A 19706-nucleotide genomic window follows, 5' to 3' on the forward strand; every position below is an offset into this window, starting at 1 on the left:
CATTTCGTTTACCTAATCGTTGAGGTTTTTATTCGGGATATCTGGCTAAATAGGACTACACAGATACCCAGTTAAACCCCCCGCTTACATAACACTCCGGTTCCTCACCAGACGTTTTATTCTATCGCGGTCTGTGGTTATCAGAAGCTGCATAAACCGGTTATTTAGTCCGTTACGCGAAAATTATTGAGGATCCGGGCTGTTAAACTGTTCTTCCTCTTTCGCTTCCGGAGAAAAGGGGAGGTGTCACCCTGCGGCCGGGTAGTGAAAGGGATTTGACGTAATTCAGGCGAAGGGCGAACAAGACCGCAAAGGACGCCCGGGCGACCGGATACCTGCCGGGTTGTGCGAAGTAAAAACCGGAAGCAGTGATAACACAAACAGGCCCCTACAGCGTAAGGATTGTGATGGACGATAAAGAGCAATTTACGAATCTTGTGGCAAAGCATGCCTCCGGACTCACCGAAGAGCAGCTGGCCGGTTACGATGCCTGTTCCCTGGATGGTGAATGCGTCACGCCTTCATACGAGGTTTTCCGGGGGTATCGTACCCGCCATACCCTGGATGAATTTCTGGAGATGGCCATATCGCTGAATGCCATCCACCCGGATGAATATTTAACGGATATGCTGCTTAAGCCTCATGAGGTGATCGGCGCTCTGGCCGATGAAGGCGACCAGCTGAACAACGCCACCCCGGTTTATTTCTTCCCGGATACCGGCGTCTATGCAGCGGCCGTCAGTGAAACCCGGGTGCTCGATGCCTGGCTTTGCTGGCCATGCTACCCGGCGAACTGGTAACGCGGCCGTTGGAATTGCACCGGCAGGATACGAATTTAACCGACCCCGTGGCGGGAAGGTTATCACAATTGCATGTCCTCATCCCTCAAGCCCCCTGCCAGGCCCTAACGTGCTGTCAGGCTTCGCCTGATTCCCGATCTGCGCCGGTACTTCAGCCGATAACTTTCTGTTTTCTTTTTATTTTCTCCCCATTTCCTCAAAGTTCGCGGGCGGCGTGGACAGGGCACCATTGCCGCATGTGGGGTCTTAATAAGGGCAGGGTGGTCAGGTTTGCTCGATGCCGGGGGTAGGCCCTACCCTTTATGGGATGAGGACATGCAATTCACTAAATTAATCGACAGCACCGGTGGTGACTTATCTGTAACGGGTCAGTTTTGATACGGGGAATGTTTCAGGGTTAAGATCTGGAATCATAAAAATATACGCTCCCGTTCAGGACATACGACTTGAAATGGATAATGCCATTAAAGGAATTCCAGCCTTTCGTCGATAACAGTTTCTGACCATCGCCATAACCATGTCATGGAGGAGACTAACCGTGTTTCAGAGGTGAGCTGGTGCCTGGCAAAACATACAAACTCAAATATCAGGAAGCGAGTTTAGTTGTTTATAACATGCAGCCGTGTAACTGATTAGGTACCGGCAAAAGGAGGAAATAATGTTTGAAAACTACGTTTGTAAAATCTATGTAAGCAATGATCCTCATTTTAGTAGCCATCTCGAAGCAACTGCGTTTGGTTTCGATAATGGTCAGCAGCAAAAGATTCTCACCGCAGCCCATGTTGTTACCAATGCTCTTGGAAAAATTTATCCCGTCAGCAATACACTTAAACTTTACGTCAAATTTCTTAACCATCAAGGACTGGTGAACGAAGAGCCTGTTCTAGTCGATTTCATTCTCAATGAGGCTAATGACAGGGCAGACTTTAAAGACGGCATTCCGTTTGTTGACAGTGCAGAAATCGTATTACCAGCTGGAATACAACAGCCTGTAAGTAGTTACTTTAAGGTCCTGGCTCCCGCAGCTGGCATGGGTACATTGGGTGTCGGATATCCAATGAATGAGACAACAATTTCGACATTCCCTGGTGAAGTTTCAGGCATTTGGCCTTTAAATTGCTCAAATCATTCTCCCCAACATCTCACAACTCGCTTTGTAATAGCACATTTCAACACCGATGGTTGCTCTGGTGGACCCTATGTCGTCTCCGAGAATGACGAGCATTTTGTCATTGGAAGTCTGGTTGGAATAATGTCTGGAACCTGCCCAGATTCAAATCCACACATGTCTGTTCAGTCCGCTACTGATTTTTAGCAAAGTCAGTTCCAAAATGACGCTGGCACGATAGTTATTTTGGGTCTGCCCGATATGGCGTCTGCCCTTACTAACAGCAACAGCATTGAAACTGACAAACATGAACTCGAAAGTGCCACAATAGTAAGTCATGATTTCTTCATCACTTTTATGGTGCTCTTTTTCACCTATCACACAGCAAGTTATGAATACGAGGCCTGTAATGGACGCTACCGAAACTGAAGAGCTCGAAAAAATTCGCAAGAAGGCAATGGATGAAGTTACAAGTGCTCTTCAGGCGCTTGAAAATAAGTTCCCGGGTATTACTGAGGGCGCAGCAGCTTTGGCGGGGTCAGGCGTAGGCGCAGCGGCTTCCTTCGGTGCTCTCTATACGCTTGGTACAACGGGAGTGTCAGCAGCAGGCATAACCTCCGGGCTCGCTACAGCAGGGTCTATCGTCGGTGGCGGTATGGTTGCAGGCATTGCGGTATTGGCCGCACCTGTAGCTGTGTTAGGGATTGGCGGGTACGCGATAGTGAAACACAAAAAAAATGCGAAACTGACAGCCGCCCTTAGTCAGGCCATCCAAAAGCTCTACGAAGTTCAGGAAAGGTTGATGTCGAATGCGGAATATTTTAAGGCAGAAATTGCTGGCATCAAGGCAACAATCGACATGCTTACTAAGAAAGCTCCAAAAGGTAGCCTGGTCGCGGTGAGGTAAACACATGAGTCAGTCTCCTTATGATGATGAGTTCAGGGCCATCCGTTATATTCAGCTCCGTGGTCAGGATATCGCGAACGCTCACGAGACAATTAACAGTGATATAGAGAGCCTTAAGGCACAGTTGACCGGGCTAATCAGCGGCACTGAACTTGATGAAGCGGAGCATCTGGCGCTTAAAGAACATCATCTGCGAGAAATGACCCCTTCAGATACTGCCATGCATTCTACTGGTCTCAAGACTATATATAGCGAGGCTAACCAGCGTGTATGCGGTGATATTGGACTGGCCACAATACTCTCCACGGATGACTTGGCTGTTGTAGATGCCCGGATCCAGAATCATATTAAAGAATTTAATGATCGCTACGCACTCGACGCCTGGGATTATGCTATTGCCTGCGGATGCGGGCTCATAGCATCCATGCTGGATTTACTTTGCGTCAGAGCCCCGCCAAAACCTACGGTGAGCTTTACGGCAGAAGTGGATGGTATTTTCAATAAACAGGTGCAGAAAGCCTTCAATGCCATTTTGCCGGAGGACCTGAGTACAAAACTCTCAGATTTGTTCCCTATAGGGGCACCAGACAGTTCGATCAGCAGCGATTTAGTGGGTGCGGCCGGTGGCGTTTTGTCTCCCACAAATCACCGCTTAAGAGCTTTGTCACACGATCCCGTACTGGGCATTATTTTCGGTATAAAGGATATGCTGAACGGGACCTGTACGGTGGTTCAGAATGGACAGATCGTGGTTTATCCTTCCAGTAAAGGCGTTACAGACGAAACCAATATTTTCAGGCTCATCGCCAGAATGTTTGGACACCTGGCATCGGATGTTAATGCCCCCTCAGCAAAAGGAAACCGTGGCATGGGGTTACCGGCTCCTTTTATGGGGCTACTTCGTATGCTTGAGGGGATCCCTGTGGGGAGTTCTAACTTCGGCAAACAAATAGAGTACATGTATGTCAACGGGTATGACTTTCGTCAGTTTATCGTGACAAGTATTCCGATGAGCATAATGGAAGTTTTGATGCGGGTTTTCTATGTGGCGAAACAGGTATCGCTGGGAAAAGGAGCTTTTGGGGAGACCTTACTGGATACCATGCCGTTGCGGCTAAATCCACGCTTCCGGATGATGCTTGCCCTGGGTTATGGAACTTCCAGTGCTGTTAACGCAGGTAAAATGTATATCACCGGCAATATTCTCAATGCGAATTACGCCTCCTGGATGGGGTTGGCCTGGAATGGTTTTCACTCACTCAAGTGGTCCCTTTATCAGCGACACTTAAAGCTTTGGGCCGGTATTGAAAAGGCAGAACTGGAACGGCTTCAGAACAATATAGACAGCATCGAGGCATTGACCATCAGAGCAGGAAACTTGCCAGTCAAGTAACATTCACCGGAGCACCTCCGGAACCCCATAGCCCACCAGCTGCTAAAAATGTCTGCCTTTGCTTTTAATACTCTCTCTGCCTCCTCCCCGAGGCAGAGAGTAGCTCGTAGTTATTTATACAGCTCACAACAGGGCCATAAGATACTCCGCTTCTCGTTTACCGATGATCCTGATCTGTCAGCTCTCTTACCGGATGCTGTACGAGCGTAACGGCTTATTATTGATAGTTCTCTCATATCAAACCTCATAAAGATTTATGCTGCCACTTAGTAACAGCCTAAAGGTTGTACTCTCTATTTAACAGCTTTTAGGCTGTTAATTTGATATTACAGCTTTTAGGGTGTATGTTTAGAAAACAGCGTACAAGGTGTATCAGAGGAACTACTGAGGCCAGCTTATGATCAATAATGATTACCCGTTAAACACGCTCAACCAGTTGCGTCCCTTGCTCATTGGTTTTCGCAAGGCGAATGGCCTGACGCAAAAAGACCTGTCCGAAAGGTTAGGGGTCACTCAACAGACATACTCACGTCTGGAAGCCAACCCTGCCAGTGCGAGCATTGAACGGCTATTCAAGGTGTTTTCTATCCTGGGCGTAAAAATCAGCTTCTCCTCGACAACCGCCTCTTCAGAGGGGAAGCAGACGGAAGAAATGCTTAAATCAAACTCACCTGCACGACAGGAGAAATGGTAACGATATGAGCCGGAAACAGCAGCGTCTGGCAATCTGGATGAACGGAATCAAAGTCGGATACTGGGAAAAAAGTAAAGGGGTAGACAGCTTACAATACCTTCCTGACTGGAGTGCAGACGAACAGGGAAGGCCGCTGTCATTGTCCCTTCCTTTTACTCCCGGGAACCAGGTCTGGCGTGGAAATGTGGTACGTGACTATTTTGATAATTTACTCCCGGACAGCGAAGGCATACGCAGACGTCTGGCAATGCGTTACAAGGCCGATAGCCTGGAGCCTTTTGATCTTCTGACGGAGCTGGGAAAAGACTGCGTGGGCGCGATACAGCTGCTTCATGACGGAGATGAACCCACAGATTTATATTCCGTGAAGTATCACCCGCTTACTGAATCAGAAATTGCGGCAACTTTGCGTAATACCACGGAGACATTGCTACCGGGCAGGCCAGAAGATAACGACGACTTACGTTTATCTATTGCCGGTGCTCAGGAGAAAACAGCCCTACTGTGGCATGAAGATCGGTGGTGTATGCCGGAGGGTAATACACCAACGACGCATATATTCAAGCTACCGCTCGGACTTGTGGGGAACATGAAAGCCGACATGCGCTCGTCGGTTGAAAATGAATGGCTCTGCTCGGTACTTCTCGAACAGTACGGGCTCCCCGTGGCAAGAACGCAGATTGCTCACTTTGAAGATCAGAAAGCGCTGGTGGTAGAACGTTTTGACCGAAAATGGTCAGGAAACGGACAATGGATCATTCGTTTACCCCAGGAGGATATGTGTCAGGCCCTGGGCATTTCGCCATTACGAAAATATCAGGCGGACGGCGGGCCAGGTATATCGGAAATTATGGAAGTTCTGAGTAATTCAGACCGTGCTGAGCGTGACAAAGCGCAGTTTTTTATGACGCAGATAGTTTTCTGGATGATGGCCGCAACAGATGGCCACGCTAAAAATTTCAGTATTTCTATTGGGCCACAGGGACGTTATCACCTTACACCACTCTATGATGTGTTGTCGGCATGGCCGGTGATCGGTCATGGGAACAATCAGATATCCTGGCAGAAGTGCAAACTGGCGATGGCCGTACGTGGCAGTAGCAACTATTACCAGATATATCGAATACAACGACGCCACTGGATCAGGCATGGTGAGATAACCGGCCTGAGTAAACAGCAGACAGAGGCGATGATAGAGGAAATCATCGCCAGAACCCCGGGTGTCATTGAACGTGTTAGCGGGCTTCTTCCGGACCAGTTCCCCCAGCAGCTTGCGGAAAGTATTTTTGATGGAATGAGGCAGCAATGCAGGCGCCTGGCTGAGAAATGACAGCCGCAATTTATAGTGTGCATGTTTTCAGAATAGCTGATGTAAGCGTGAGGATTCAGTATGACTGAAGAACAAAAAAGAATAGAGCGGGCTATTGAGTTGGCTTGTCGTTACGGCGGAACCGATGAAATGCATCATCTGCAATGGGTCGTGGATCAGATGGTAAGAGAACTTGCTGGAGAACGTTATGCACAGATTGTAGCAGATGCCACCAGCGGAGAAGATGGGCCTGATACTTACAAATGGAGTGTTGGGATCGCGCCTTAGCATCTGTCAGTCTGGGGATGAAAACGTACTTAACATCCAGCGAATTCCCAGACTTCACATTAAGACTAGAGTAACGGCCGCAATCACGTGAGAGAAAAAAATGGCAATTTTAGCAATCATTGCAGTTATCGCCCTGGGTGGGTACGCCTGCGGGTTTATTAAAGCCCGTGAGCTGAGCGCTTTGCGTAAAGAAATGAAACTATACGTGGATCGCATGGAAGCGGCGGAGCTGGACTTACACGCAATCAGAAGTGTAGCGGAGCACCGGTTGCACGGTGCAGGTAAACAGTTTGCCGACCTTTACAGCCGTATCGACGGTGCAACTGTGACGCTGACACCCGAAGATCAGCTGTTACTGGCAACGATGCCATTTAATATTCAGGATGTAGAAGACATCGTAAACGAGCGCGGTCCAAAGACAATTAGCGGCCGTCCATTCTGGGAAGTTGAGCCAGGCCCGCATGACTATGAATATGGCCCGCAATATCCGTATTTCCCAGACCAGCGCTAGGAAGAGATCAAGATGAGAGAGCCAAGACCCCGCCATACCTTGCAGGTCATTCGAGTGCCTTCTCTGGAGGTTCAGGATCTGGGGCTGACCAGCTTTGATAGCTGGCTTGACGAGAACGGTTATGACAAAACGAATGCCAGAAATAACCGTACCATCTGGGCGAGAGAAGGCGGATGGCATCTGAAACGTTGCAGAAATCTGGAAACTGGCACGGACGATTTCTGGTTTATCGCTTTCGATGGTAAAGGCGGAAAGATATACCCGCTGAAAACCCAAAGAGACTACCGGGCTGCATATCGTAAGCTGGAAGCAGAAGGTTATGCACCTGCGGTCATCGAGCAAATGACCACAGGCGCAGCATATAACCTGGCCTATCCACGTTCCACCCTAAAACAAGCTGAGACGGCCACCAGCGAACCAAAGCGGAAACCTGACGTAGATATCCAGGGTGAGCACTGCGAGCGCGTAGTGACGCAACGTAGTGGCGTGGCACAGGGTAAATTTAAAGCTCTGCTCATCGAGAATTTCGCGGGCCGTTGTGCGGTAACCGGTTGGGTTAATGGCGGTGTCCTGGATGCGGCACACATTGAACATGGAACCCGGTACAATCCGTCTAATGGCATCCTGATGACTCCAACAATGCATGCTCTGTTTGATGCCGATCTTATGGGCATAGATCCGGCCACCCTGACCGTTCATTTTAAGCCAGGCATTGAGCTGGGCGAGCTGTTTGAAGGCCGTAAAATCACACCGCTGGTGTACGATCTGGACTTAGAGCGGCTGGCCGTACGCTGGGCAGGATACCAGGGCCTGGCTCATGAACAATGATGGGTTACAGCCGGGATGTGTGAAAACCCGTCAGTGAAACCTGCATGCGCCATACCTTTAAATTTAAACTCAAGAGCCAGGCTCAAGATAAAACCGAAATGAAAAGGTAAAATCCGGTGCACCAGATCTCTTAGGTTTAATACCTGAGCCGGTATACTGGCAGGCGCAGGCATGTGGGTATTATCCAGTCCATACATCTCCACACAGTGTTAACCGCAACATTTAAAGTTCAATAAGGACGGTTTCAATTTTATGTATAAAACAGCATTAGTGATGATTATCGGGATCCTCGGATGCAGTAAAGCATTTGCAGCCACTGAATTACAGCTCCAGCAAAAACGCGTTATGCAGTTCTGTGCCAACGCCAGTCTTCCATTGTTAGTTGCGGGTACAACGTACGCGAATACGTCTGACAACGGGCGACCAGAAAAAGAAAGATTGGCAATCCTGAAAAATTCAGTTGCAAGCTCGACAGCTTATAAAATGGCATCTCCCGGAGTTCAGATTGCCATGATGAGCGTGGTGGAAGATATTGCCGATCCGAAAGAATTAGCTCTACATCAAAAAGAAGTTAGACGTCTTGGGGCTAGTTATCTTTCCGACAGCGGTGTTTCATGGGCTTCAAAAACTGTTTCACCATTTACAGCCTGGTGTAACTTTAACCGTTTAGAAAGTTAAGGCTGGCAAGGCGGTTCCTGTTCAGGAAAGTTACTTTCCGTGCGGGGACCGTAAGATACAGATAAAGCTTAAGGCCTTTGAATTTCTGGAAAGCATTTGAAAATTTCATTGCGCTTGTCTGATATGAAACAGCCCCTGCATTTCTGCAAAGGCTGAAAGAGTGTGTACGGACTTTGGAAGGAGTGATGATATACGCCTGAGCCATCCCATCACCGCAGACAGGGTAATTAACCCTGACTAAAGCTTTCACCTATTCCGTCGCTCGCAAGCGGCTTTCGCACACTAACGAAGGTATGGCCTTTCGTCGGTGTTAAATTTTTCAAACTTTGCTTACTTTGTCAAGGAAGGTGACCGCAGTAGTAGGCACAACTACTTTAATCTGTATGAATAATAAGGTAGAACCGGCCAGTGAATGAATGCTTTCCCTGAAATCAGGCGGACAACCTTCAGGAATATTGATAGCAAGACTGAATCTCTCGCTGCGGCGATAAACATTTCGCCATAACCCTGAACGAGAGTGGTTCATCCATCATATACAGGAGCGTTACATGCGCAAATTTAAGTACATAATCTGTCACCAGTGCGAAGGCCACGGGACCATGGAAAACCCGGCCTTTGAAAATGGATTCACCCAATCAGAAATGGCTGAGTGGGAGCCAGAAATGCGTGAAAAGTATTTTGCCGGAGCATTTGATGTTCGCTGTGACGTTTGTGCCGGTGACGGTAAGCTCAGCGTACCAAACGTAGCGGCTATGTCTTTTTCAGAACGACGGGTTCTGGCAGCACGGCGGCGTGATGAGCGTCTTCAGGCTGCTGATGAACGGCTGTCCCGCCAGGAACGAGCAATGGGGTACTGAGGTGTTACAGCAAAGATGAAAATGACGAAGCCAAAACCGGTAAGCCGGATGAAAAGACCGTTTATTAGTGAGCTTGCAGAGCTGGGTTTATCGGGTGAAATTCTTTCAATTCGAACTGACGGCATGCAGGGGACGCTCATACCCGATCTTACCGCAGGGGTGAGTGAAGCAGGCCGTGTGAAAACCGGCAACTGGGTAATCTCTGACAAGAGAACCTTCGACCATGTCGTTCTGTGTGTTGAAAGACAAGATGAGAACCATGATGTGTACGTAGGTAAATTCATCCAGTTACATGTAGCCGCTAATAAGAGCCTTAAGATCGTCGAAATGGGCGATGTGAAACTGGTGGCCATAACCAGCTCGATTCCTACCACTTTTAATGGTGGGATAAAGAGATACAAAGGGGTTACGTATGTGTCACTTTCCCAAACAGCTCAAACCACTATCGACTTCCCGAAGCGTATCTACAAAGAGGGCCAGGAATGTACTTCTGTCACCAGTCCTGACCAAGGTCCTTTCGCCCGGGATGTTAGGTTGAATTGCTACGGGCGATGTGTTGTCACCGGCGTAAGGTCCCCCTGGCGTACTGAGGCCGCGCACTTAACGCCACGTCATGAAGAAGGCATTCCCGACGTAACGAACGGAATTTTACTTCGCCGTGATATCCATACACTGTTCGACAATGACCATTGCGCCATAAACCCTGACACTATGAAAATTTACTTCAGCCGGGAGGCCCGGGAGTTGGATGATGATCTCCTGAAATGGCATGGGAATGAGATAGAGACGACACGCATGCAGGTTCCGGTTAACATCGAAAACCTTCGGATACGATGGCAAAAATTTAAGGCTAAGGATCGTCAGCGTAAATAAAGCCATAAGCTGAACCACGGCGAGGATTAGTCTTGTTCACTAAATGACAGCGAGAGATTAAATGCAAACCCAAAAAGATATTACAGTTGGCCAGATCTGGGAAGAAGTGGATCCAAGACTGATCCGGAAAGTGCGAGTTGTTGAGGTGGCCTCGTTAGAAGGGCCCAAAGGCATCCTAATCGAAAACGTGGAGTCTGGTCGTAAGAACTGGGCGTCGTCATCCCGCTTTAATGGAAAGCGTGGAGGGTATCGTCTTATTTCCTGAAGGTTTTGCCAATATGGGAAACTGAAGAGGTTGAAACCATCCCGGTGAGGGAGCATATCTGGTAAAGAAGAGTCTTTAAAAAGGTTTTACGCGACCTGGGATAATAAACGGGAAAACGATACCCAAAAAAAGAATACAGCGATGATAACGATAAGGAATGGTAAGGGCTTCAATATTTTGAGAAATGACCTGGCTTCCTTTGCATCTGCATTTCTAATCAAACTGTCCACATAGGGATCACAGCTCTTAGGTTCTGAATTTTTCATATGTTCTGTACCTGAAATTGATTCCGTATGAGAAAAGGCCACCGAAGTGGCCTCTATCAAAACTGGTGGCAAAAGTTAGATCAGGAAATCATCAAGACTTTTACCGGCTGCAATTTGTTCTGCCAGAGCTTTGGGGGTACGGCCCTGTCCAGTCCACGTTTTTGTTTCGCCATTTTCATCAGTAAATGAGTATTTGGCCGGGCGTGGTTCACGGCTTTTCTTGGTAGCCGTAGATTTGGCCTGGAATGAGCCAAGCAGCTCTTCCGGGTTGATACCATCTTCTTCCATTAACTTACGCAGGGCGTCAAGTTTCTCCTGACGAGCTTGCAGTTCGGCAGCTTTGGATGATTCTTCCTGACGACGCTCATCAACAATGACATTAAGCTTTTCGAGGATTTCCTCAAGTACTTCTAAAGGCAGCTCGCGGCCCTGGGCGCGAAGAGTACGAATATTGTTTAACGATTTGAGTGCTTCAGACATACGACCTCACTTTCTAATTCTTTGATAAGGATTTACTTAATCATAATACACTCTATAAGGAAAAAGATGCCAGCTTTATGTCTTCAGGTACAAAGATATCTTGCTAAGAATACTCCTTATCTTCCTTGTGCAGACTGTTTCGTGCTTTCGATGTTGTTCATGAGTCTTAAAATCTGCTCACTGTTTAGGGTACTCATGCTGTAAATCATCAAGAAGGAAGCGCAGAACAACATAAGCAATCGGAAAAGGAAACCATGCCAGTGACAGGCCATATATGGCGGAGATAAACATAGGGTAATTTAACTCACTTACAAAATTCGCTTCATTGTATTGTTGAATCGAAATGGCAGAAGCAAAAATTATAATTAAAGTAAGAAAAATCCACTCTAGCCATCTCTTTTTATAACAAGCATAAGCGAAAGCTGTAGGGTAAAAAATAAAGCAAAAAATTCCAGCTGCAATTACGTTCATAAAAGTAACTTTCCTGATAGCGCAGTTATTTTTCGAATGCAGCATCATGAACAACTGCCATAACATTGATGATTGGCTTTCTTTTTCTGAAGAACCTTCCGCGCGGCAAAGTTTCTCCCGCTTTGAGACGATAAAGCCAGAAAACATAAGCCGGAGGAACATTGCTGTCAAAAATATCTGAACAAGTTTGAACTGTGATGCCTACTGTATTGTCTTTCCTCATCTCTTTAAAAGTGCCTTGCAATGCAGCGGATAACGTCATTTTTAAGAAACCTTTTTCTGTTTGAACGGATAGACTTGACTTAGCTGGCTTGACTGTAATGTTTGCCACTAAAGATCCCTCGTTCTGAGGATGCAGGCACTACAAAGTTACCGTCAGGTCTAATCATACGAGTTTGGATGAAATTTTTGCCGGATTTGGTTTTTTCAACCTGGTGCTCGATCTTCCATTCTTCTTTGACGGGACCGGATGACAAATGAACTAGAACCGGTACTTTTTTACGTGTTCTATCCAGAACAATACAATTTGATTTATCCGTATCAACGCTTCCCTGAAGAGTATTCAAAGAGCAATTATCATATCCCTCAACCGGAACTGCATTACCTTGGATATCAATTTTGAATCCTCCAGCTATTACAATTTCGGGTGCATTATCATTTAAAGTCTCGTCATAGGCAGCATCAACTACATCGCAAGCAGTAAGAGTAAGTGACGATGCCACAGCAAGACACAATAAAGAAAATCTGTTTTTGAGCATATTTGAGACCTTTTATAAAAATAAAATAACAGGAGAATTGTATCATTAACAGTCTAGTTCTAACGACTACCACTTTTAAGTATGTATTGAGCCAGTTTTATATTCAGGCACACCATATTGCACTCTAGGGAAGGTGCGAATAAGCAGGTCATTTCTTCCCAAGCTGACTCGCTGATTAAAATTTCGCGGATCTGGGCCGATTTTTTTCCCGCAAACACATCGAATCAGCCTATTTAGGCTATTTTTTCCACCATTTCTGGCGTTATTTCCGGTTTTTACTGAGATCTCTCCCACTGACGTATCATTTGGTCCACCCGAAACAGGTTGGCCAGGGTGAATAACATCGCCAGTTGGTTATCGTTTTTCAGCAGCCCCTTGTATCTGGCTTTCACGAAGCCGAACTGCCGCTTGATGATGCGAAACGGGTGCTCCACCCTGGCACGGATGCTGGCTTTCATGTATTCGATGTTGATGGCCGTTTTGTTCTTGCGCGGATGCTGCTTCAAGGTTTTTACCCTGCCGGGACGCTCGGCGATCAGCCAGTCCACATCCACCTCGGCCAGCTCCTCGCGCTGTGGCGCTCCTTGGTAGCCGGCATCGGCTGAGACAAATTGCTCCTCTCCATGAAGCAGATTACCCAGCTGATTGAGGTCATGCTCGTTGGCCGCGGTGGTGACCAGGCTGTGGGTCAGGCCACTCTTGGCATCGACACCAATGTGGGCCTTCATGCCAAAGTGCCACTGATTGCCTTTCTTGGTCTGATGCATCTCCGGATCGCGTTGCTGCTCTTTGTTCTTGGTAGAGCTGGGTGCCTCAATGATGGTGGCATCCACCAAAGTGCCTTGGGTCATCATGACGCCTGCTTCGGCCAGCCAGCGATTGATGGTCTTGAACAATTGACGGGCCAGTTGATGCTGCTCGAGCAGGTGGCGGAAATTCATGATGGTGGTGCGATCCGGCAGGGCGCTATCCAGGGATAATCGGGCAAACAGGCGCATGGAGGCGATTTCGTACAGGGCATCTTCCATGGCACCGTCGCTCAGGTTGTACCAATGCTGCATGCAGTGAATACGCAGCATGGTCTCCAGCGGATAGGGCCGTCGGCCATTGCCCGCCTTGGGATAAAACGGCTCGATGACAGCGGTCATATTCTGCCATGGCAGAATCTGCTCCATGCGGGAGAGGAAAATCTCTTTTCGGGTCTGACGGCGCTTAGTGCTGAATTCACTATCGGCGAAGGTGAGTTGATGGCTCATGATGTCCCTCTGGGATGCGCTCCGGATGAATATGATGATCTCATATCAGGAACTTGTTCGCACCTTCCCTAGCTCTTTCATCATCCTAGAAGAACTCTTAATTAAGTATTCTTCAAGTGGGCCAGCATATGCCCCTGATGTCACGATCGTTAGTTGCGTAAGAGGATGAGTCAAACTCTCAATGCCCTTCAGGATGTCATTCTGGACAGCAGCAATATAAACAGGCGAAGCCGCAATCAAATATTCATCATTCGGACTGGACTGCATTAACTGGCTTATAGTTGCGCAACGGTTATGCTTTCCTAGTGATTTTGTGATGGCTTTCCACCAGAGATCATGCCTGAATGGTACTTGATGAAATGTCGCCTCGTAAGAGGGCACCCGATCTCGACTATTTAAAAACCCCATCCCGGCAGAGATTATCCACAACTCCAGATTTCTGGTTGAGTTTAAAATTTCCTTTGCCGTAGACCAGTGATTACCTGAATACAAGGACAATGCCGGTACCGCCTGATTACTTCTGGCGTCGTCTACAATGTTACTCCAGGCATATGCTGCGTCGTCCGGGGTTTGTTTTGGATCTATGTCCAATGTCGGCCAGACGTGGCCCTGATGATTCTTGCCCTTTGTACAGGAAGTGATTAAGTGTACTGAGCGTTCAGAGAACATTATCTTCCTTACATACCCATAGAACAGCTTTCTAAGAACGGTGGGCTCGCCTGAAAATTACAAATCAGCCCCTTTCACGGCATCATTTTGATTCTTCGCGTCTGCCCCCAGTAAGATGACCGGTTTTCTGCATGACAGTGTTATTCCTAACAAACGCAACACAAAACCACGCCAGCCAGAGCAAATTTTTTCATTTGCTGCGTAAAGCCTATTGTTTTCTCTTTTAAGCTTCGCCCACTCGTTACAGAGGGTAACATCATCAAGCGCTGTTATATGCTTCGCCTCACCTTCGACGATAACGGTATGGATACCGTATGCTGTAAATCTCATACTATTTTCCAGAACCCAGTTGCGGTATTCGTTGAGTCCACCTTCGGAACCGGTAGCTCTGCGCCACATTTCAATTTGCTTGTGTGATGGGTCAAGTGTACTTGTCATTGAAGCCTCGTCTCAGCGATAACGCTTGAAATAGCCCGCTTTGGTCAAAATGAAATTAGCCATCTGACTGGCGATTTGATTGTATCTTACTCATAGTGCCCAACCTATAGGTTAAAAAGGGGCATTTTCGCTTTATAGCGTGTTCAACATCATCAATCATCCCAAGAAAGGCTGGCTTATTAAGCCGGTCCATCATTTTCTGTATATCTCTCATCAATTTTTATATCCGGCCTGAAGTGCACCGTTCAAGCACACCGATCAGGCAGTTAGTCACTAGTTAACTCTTTACTAGAGACTAAATTCCATTGATTTACGTGACAACGTCACGTCATTAAGGTTTGCAAATGCCTAATTTTCATACTATGGGATTTAATTAGGAGTAAATCCCACAGGTTTACATAAAGCTGACATTTAAAAGTGTTAAAAATCAATCAGATAGAAAGAAAAGGCTCTCCGGAAGAACTCTTCTCATTATTTCGCCGCCCGGGGTTATTGCTGACAGATCTGAAAGTGCTAATATGTTAGTCATTAGTAATTAGTAAAGCCTTTACTAAACGCGTTTCTACGTAAATTCTATTGGTTTTAGAGGGTCCTACTGTCCGAAGACAATAAAGTTGTACACAAAGCACTAAAGTTGTAACCATTCTCAAAAAACGACGCTAATGTTGTATGCTTACTGAATGTGTGGTTATAGGGTTGGAGACTATAAAATGCACATATAGGTACGTATCAATGTCGTTTTTTGGGTACGATCATGGGTAGGGGTAGGCGTCTCAAATCCTATTTGGATTATGAAAATGCGCTAGGTGACGGCATAGGAGTGGGCTATGGCCAAAGTTATCAGCCCTGGCTTAGAGCTCAGGACGTTAAATCCCGTGGAAACCGTTCGATAGTCTTTGGCCTTAAGACGTTTCGAAACCATCATCATGGGGTTTGAGGGCCAATGATGTAAAAAACCACGCTAAGGAGATAATTCATTGTTTAAATTGAGATTTAACGGCCTCAATTCCCCCTTCATAATATCCTCCGGTAGTGTGAACGTATAATGTCCCAGCATGTTGATATGACCGTGCATCAGAGGCGAAAGCCGCGCGATATGTTCATCCTCTGGCCCTTCCCCGATGCTGCGCAGGTGCGACAAGGCTTCCTGCATATAAAGCGTATTCCACAGCACCACTGCGTTTGTCACCAGACCCAGCGCACCCAACTGATCTTCCTGCCCCTCGCGGTAACGTTTTCTGATCTCGCCACGCTGACCGTAGCAGATGGCTCTTGCAACGGCATGGCGGCCTTCACCCCGGTTCAACTGTGTTAGGATCCGGCGACGATAGTCCTCATCATCAATATAGTTGAGAAGATACAGTGTCTTGTTAACTCTTCCGACCTCCATTATTGCCTGAGCAAGCCCTGACGGTCGGGTACTTCTCAATAGCGATCGAATGAGTTCTGACGCATGAATAGTGCCCAGCTTCAGCGAACCGGCAACCCGCATCATCTCATCCCAGTGGCTTTCGATTTTAGAAAGGTCAACACAACCCCGCGCCAGTTTGTCCAACGCCCCGTAATTCGCTGCTTTGTCGGCCCGCCAGAACACAGCCTCACCCGCATCCGCCAGACGAGGTGAAAATTGGTATCCCAGTAGCCAGAACAGGCCAAAGATAATGTCACTGGTACCTGCTGTGTCCGTCATGATTTCAACCGGGTTTAGTCCCGTTTGTTGCTCAAGTAGCCCTTCCAGCACAAAGATGGAATCCCGCAGTGTTCCAGGAATCACTATGCCATGAAAACCCGAATATTGGTCAGAGACAAAGTTGTACCAGGTGATGCCGCGCCCTGAACCAAAGTATTTTCTGTTGGGGCCAGAATTCACCGTTTTCACTGGCGTGACAAAACGCATACCATCAGCGGAGGCTACCTCCCCGCCCCCCAGTATCCTGCCAACGCTAACGAGGACTGAAAATCAACCAGCCGCGCATTGGCGCTAACCAGCGTTTCTGCTCGGATGTAGTTCTGTTTCACCCAGCTCAGACGATGGCGAGTCAGTGCAGGGATATTGTGCTTGATCAGCGGCTCATGTCCGATATTGCAGGCCTCAGCCAGCATCACCGCACACAGGCTTATATGCAGATCCTGCGCACGGGCACCTGACTCGCTGACATGGCTGAATTCACGGGTGAAGCCAGTTCTGGCGTCAATCTCGAGCAACAGTTCTGTCAGGTCAACGGGTGGAAGCAATTGTCTGACTCGGCTGCTCAGTTGTATCAGCGCCGGTGGTTCATCCAATTTATCCAGGCTGCTGATGGTCAGCGAAGGATGTTTACCTTCATTGCAGATGTCCACGGCGGTATTGCGATCAAAACGTGATGCCACCGTTTTCCAGGTTTCATCTAACTGAGCGGCCAATTGCTCCGATGCTTTACTGCCATTAGTGGGGTGACCCAATGCCCGGCAGACTGGAACCCGCTGCGCCTGCCATTCCTCCCCCTGAAGAAGTTTTTGGCGCGGATCACCCCAACGATCGCTGTTTTCCAACCAGATGTCACGACGGCGTAGCGCATCCTGAAGTCGCTCCAGCAGACACAACGAGTAACCTGCTCGCTGTATCCGACCGTCAGCATCGTACACCAGGCGTTTCCAAGGGCCTGAAATGATATGTTCAGGTGCATCGTCCAGGATCCGTTTTTTCGAGCCGTTTAGCTCTGCCAGGTAATGGATGGCAGCCAAGGTATGTTCACCGTCTGGGGCCGCACGGAAGTGCAGATCGCGCAGTAGTGCGGGCAAAAAACGCCTTACCCGTCCGTATTGCTCCACCATTTCATCCTGAAAGTTTGTATCCTGGGGGCGGGCCAGTTCATTCACTTTTTCCACGGACTCTGCCAGTCTGGCGACAGACACACTGCTGAATATGGTCTTTCGCAGCAAATCATCGGCGGTATCTTCATCAAGTAAAAGTGCGCATGCCCGCGCCAGCAGCAACGCCGCGCGGTCAAGATCCTTGAGCGTCCTAAGTCGCTTTTTCTGCCCGGTTTTCTTCGCCTCCCGGGTAATATTGAGGATCAGCATATCCAGCACGTCAACGGCCTCGTCCAGCGCCGAGATTTCTTGCGCTTTCACGAATGCGGTAAGGATCGCCAGCCGCCGTTCTTCTGGCATTCTGCTGATATATTTCACCGATGCCATTCCGGCATAGCGTGCCAGATTGCGGAGCTGTATGGCGGGCAGCCCAGTGAAATTCAGACAGGAAAACTCCAGGCTGCGCAGGCGAGTGTAACGTTCAAGTGCTTCAGTGAACGCGGGGCCGCTGATAGTGACAGGGCCTCTTTTTAGGTGCTCCATCACTGAGAGTCGCTGTCCTTCGGGGATTTCAAGTAACCCAGCCAGTTGTGCGGTCTGCCAACGGTTTGGCAGCGCGGCCAATTTTCGCCACAAGCGGCGGGTCGCACGCTCACGGATTTCACCAATGACTCTCGTCAGGGTGGATGCGGCTGGCAACAACACTTTATTTTGAAGCAACCACGCGGTGGCAAAATCGAACATCAGTCCGGGGCGTTCATTACTGAGCCATGCACGGGTATACAGCAATCGCTTCAGTCTGAACGACCACGGGAAATCACCGAAATCATGATAGCTATAGTGCTGCCTGATAAGCCCGTGGTGCTCCCAACGTGTGTTTTCCCTTTGAGCATAGCGGGAAATGATCTCTGGATAGCGGATGTTAAGTTGCCTTGCGACATAAAACTGGACACCGGGCGGTATTTGCATGAGATCGGACAAGAAGGTTCCCAGAAAGCGGGCAGTTGTGAGTTGAAGGGCAATTCCCAACCGGTTATGCCTGCCCCTACGCAGGTTGATGAAAGGGCACTGTTGCAAAGTTAGCGATGAGGCAGCCTTTTGTCTTATTCAAAGGCCTTACATTTCAAAAACTCTGCTTACCAGGCGCATTTCGCCCAGGGGATCACCATAATAAAATGCTGAGGCCTGGCCTTTGCGTAGTGCACGCATCACCTCAATACCTTTGATGGTGGCGTAAGCCGTCTTCATGGATTTAAATCCCAGCGTGGCGCCGATTATCCGTTTCAGTTTGCCATGATCGCATTCAATCACGTTGTTCCGGTACTTAATCTGTCGGTGTTCAACGTCAGACGGGCACCGGCCTTCGCGTTTGAGCAGAGCAAGCGCGCGACCATAGGCGGGCGCTTTATCCGTGTTGATGAATCGCGGGATCTGCCACTTCTTCACGTTGTTGAGGATTTTACCCAGAAACCGGTATGCAGCTTTGCTGTTACGACGGGAGGAGAGATAAAAATCGACAGTGCGGCCCCGGCTGTCGACGGCCCGGTACAGATACGCCCAGCGGCCATTGACCTTCACGTAGGTTTCATCCATGTGCCACGGGCAAAGATCGGAAGGGTTACGCCAGTACCAGCGCAGCCGTTTTTCCATTTCAGGCGCATAACGCTGAACCCAGCGGTAAATCGTGGAGTGATCGACATTCACTCCGCGTTCAGCCAGCATCTCCTGCAGCTCACGGTAACTGATGCCGTATTTGCAGTACCAGCGTACGGCCCACAGAATGATGTCACGCTGAAAATGCCGGCCTTTGAATGGGTTCATGTGCAGCTCCATCAGCAAAAAGGGGATGATAAGTTTATCACCACCGACTATTTGCAACAGTGCCGGCCGAATGTCTGCAGCTCGGTGAATCGGACTTTACGCATGGAGATCTCCTCAGAGGACATAATTAGTATGTCGGAGGATCTCTAAAAGTGAATGGTTCGTTTTGCAGGGATACTTACATGGGGAAACAAGATGAAACTTGAATATATACAGATAAATTAGTGGTCTGGGCGTTCTCGT

At 48.2% G+C, this 19706-nt stretch carries 21 protein-coding genes and 2 pseudogenes; 13 read left to right on the plus strand and 10 right to left on the minus strand.

Translation table 11 applies throughout. The features are described from left to right. Window positions 1-407: 407 nt before the first annotated feature. From ACLHV8_RS22770 to ACLHV8_RS22825, 12 genes are all read left to right on the plus strand, one after another. Window positions 408-800 (plus strand): hypothetical protein, encoded by a 393-nt coding sequence (locus tag ACLHV8_RS22770; RefSeq protein WP_000341066.1) that lies wholly within the window; start codon window positions 408-410, stop codon window positions 798-800. Window positions 801-1458: 658 nt separating this feature from the next. Then, window positions 1459-2115, plus strand: coding sequence for a trypsin-like serine protease (locus tag ACLHV8_RS22775; protein ID WP_000462754.1), 657 nt, complete (start codon window positions 1459-1461; stop codon window positions 2113-2115). A gap of 202 nt (window positions 2116-2317) precedes the next feature. Continuing rightward, window positions 2318-2815: a membrane protein gene (locus ACLHV8_RS22780; RefSeq protein WP_000340139.1), complete on the plus strand. Its 498-nt coding sequence runs from the start codon at window positions 2318-2320 to the stop codon at window positions 2813-2815. 4 nt (window positions 2816-2819) lie between these two features. Beyond that, window positions 2820-4208 (plus strand): hypothetical protein, encoded by a 1389-nt coding sequence (locus ACLHV8_RS22785; RefSeq protein ID WP_000083579.1) that lies wholly within the window; start codon window positions 2820-2822, stop codon window positions 4206-4208. A 400-nt stretch (window positions 4209-4608) separates the two neighbouring features. After that, window positions 4609-4902 carry a helix-turn-helix transcriptional regulator gene (locus ACLHV8_RS22790; protein ID WP_012477377.1) on the plus strand — a complete coding sequence of 98 codons (294 nt, stop codon included), beginning with the start codon at window positions 4609-4611 and terminating at the stop codon, window positions 4900-4902. Between the two features lie 4 nt (window positions 4903-4906). After that, window positions 4907-6232, plus strand: coding sequence for a type II toxin-antitoxin system HipA family toxin (locus ACLHV8_RS22795; protein ID WP_000088044.1), 1326 nt, complete (start codon window positions 4907-4909; stop codon window positions 6230-6232). Between the two features lie 60 nt (window positions 6233-6292). After that, on the plus strand, window positions 6293-6499 hold the full coding sequence (locus ACLHV8_RS22800; protein ID WP_000134171.1) for a hypothetical protein: 207 nt from the start codon (window positions 6293-6295) through the stop codon (window positions 6497-6499). A gap of 100 nt (window positions 6500-6599) precedes the next feature. Next, entirely contained in the window at window positions 6600-7010 is a 411-nt protein-coding gene (locus tag ACLHV8_RS22805) for a hypothetical protein (RefSeq protein WP_000985909.1), read from the plus strand. A 12-nt stretch (window positions 7011-7022) separates the two neighbouring features. Beyond that, on the plus strand, window positions 7023-7838 hold the full coding sequence (locus ACLHV8_RS22810; protein WP_001641519.1) for an HNH endonuclease signature motif containing protein: 816 nt from the start codon (window positions 7023-7025) through the stop codon (window positions 7836-7838). Window positions 7839-8090: 252 nt separating this feature from the next. After that, entirely contained in the window at window positions 8091-8516 is a 426-nt protein-coding gene (locus ACLHV8_RS22815) for a hypothetical protein (protein ID WP_000278471.1), read from the plus strand. Window positions 8517-9064: 548 nt separating this feature from the next. Next, window positions 9065-9373: a hypothetical protein gene (locus tag ACLHV8_RS22820; RefSeq protein WP_001224686.1), complete on the plus strand. Its 309-nt coding sequence runs from the start codon at window positions 9065-9067 to the stop codon at window positions 9371-9373. 15 nt (window positions 9374-9388) lie between these two features. Beyond that, a complete protein-coding gene (locus ACLHV8_RS22825; RefSeq protein WP_000784387.1) occupies window positions 9389-10246 on the plus strand; it encodes an HNH endonuclease signature motif containing protein in 858 nt (285 codons plus the stop codon). A gap of 606 nt (window positions 10247-10852) precedes the next feature. On the opposite strand, the gene ACLHV8_RS22830 is transcribed toward ACLHV8_RS22825, so the two are convergent. The 8 genes from ACLHV8_RS22830 to ACLHV8_RS22865 form a co-directional block, all read right to left on the minus strand. After that, on the minus strand, window positions 10853-11257 hold the full coding sequence (locus ACLHV8_RS22830) for an H-NS family nucleoid-associated regulatory protein (protein WP_001287391.1): 405 nt from the start codon (window positions 11255-11257) through the stop codon (window positions 10853-10855). Between the two features lie 177 nt (window positions 11258-11434). Then, on the minus strand, window positions 11435-11728 hold the full coding sequence (locus tag ACLHV8_RS22835) for a hypothetical protein (RefSeq protein WP_001100635.1): 294 nt from the start codon (window positions 11726-11728) through the stop codon (window positions 11435-11437). Between the two features lie 25 nt (window positions 11729-11753). Next, the gene (locus tag ACLHV8_RS22840) at window positions 11754-12059 is read right to left on the minus strand and encodes a hypothetical protein (protein WP_223152485.1); all 306 of its coding nucleotides are present in this window, start codon (window positions 12057-12059) and stop codon (window positions 11754-11756) included. Beyond that, on the minus strand, window positions 12031-12486 hold the full coding sequence (locus ACLHV8_RS22845) for a hypothetical protein (RefSeq protein ID WP_000916941.1): 456 nt from the start codon (window positions 12484-12486) through the stop codon (window positions 12031-12033). The genes ACLHV8_RS22840 and ACLHV8_RS22845 overlap by 29 nt, the downstream gene beginning before the upstream one ends. A gap of 75 nt (window positions 12487-12561) precedes the next feature. Continuing rightward, entirely contained in the window at window positions 12562-12780 is a 219-nt protein-coding gene (locus ACLHV8_RS22850) for a hypothetical protein (RefSeq protein ID WP_306307795.1), read from the minus strand. Continuing rightward, window positions 12762-13742 (minus strand): IS5-like element ISKpn26 family transposase, encoded by a 981-nt coding sequence (locus ACLHV8_RS22855; protein ID WP_000019450.1) that lies wholly within the window; start codon window positions 13740-13742, stop codon window positions 12762-12764. Before ACLHV8_RS22855 ends, ACLHV8_RS22850 begins: the two co-directional genes overlap by 19 nt. Before the next feature lie 45 nt (window positions 13743-13787). Next, window positions 13788-14411, minus strand: a complete 624-nt coding sequence (locus ACLHV8_RS22860; protein WP_000490639.1) for a hypothetical protein — start codon at window positions 14409-14411, stop codon at window positions 13788-13790. A gap of 57 nt (window positions 14412-14468) precedes the next feature. Then, window positions 14469-14849, minus strand: coding sequence for a hypothetical protein (locus tag ACLHV8_RS22865; protein ID WP_001371925.1), 381 nt, complete (start codon window positions 14847-14849; stop codon window positions 14469-14471). Between the two features lie 754 nt (window positions 14850-15603). Between ACLHV8_RS22865 and ACLHV8_RS22870 the strand changes: the two are divergent. After that, window positions 15604-15774: pseudogene (locus ACLHV8_RS22870) on the plus strand (transposase); the annotation flags it as partial. A 36-nt stretch (window positions 15775-15810) separates the two neighbouring features. Here ACLHV8_RS22870 and ACLHV8_RS22875 read toward each other — a convergent pair. Both ACLHV8_RS22875 and ACLHV8_RS22880 read right to left on the minus strand, forming a co-directional pair. Next, window positions 15811-18704: pseudogene (locus tag ACLHV8_RS22875) on the minus strand (Tn3 family transposase); the annotation flags it as partial. A gap of 54 nt (window positions 18705-18758) precedes the next feature. Next, a complete protein-coding gene (locus ACLHV8_RS22880; protein WP_001067855.1) occupies window positions 18759-19463 on the minus strand; it encodes an IS6-like element IS26 family transposase in 705 nt (234 codons plus the stop codon). Window positions 19464-19706: the final 243 nt, after the last annotated feature.

The sequence above is a fragment of the Enterobacter sp. CPE_E863 genome (assembly GCF_046521465.1).
GTDB lineage: Bacteria > Pseudomonadota > Gammaproteobacteria > Enterobacterales > Enterobacteriaceae > Enterobacter > Enterobacter adelaidei.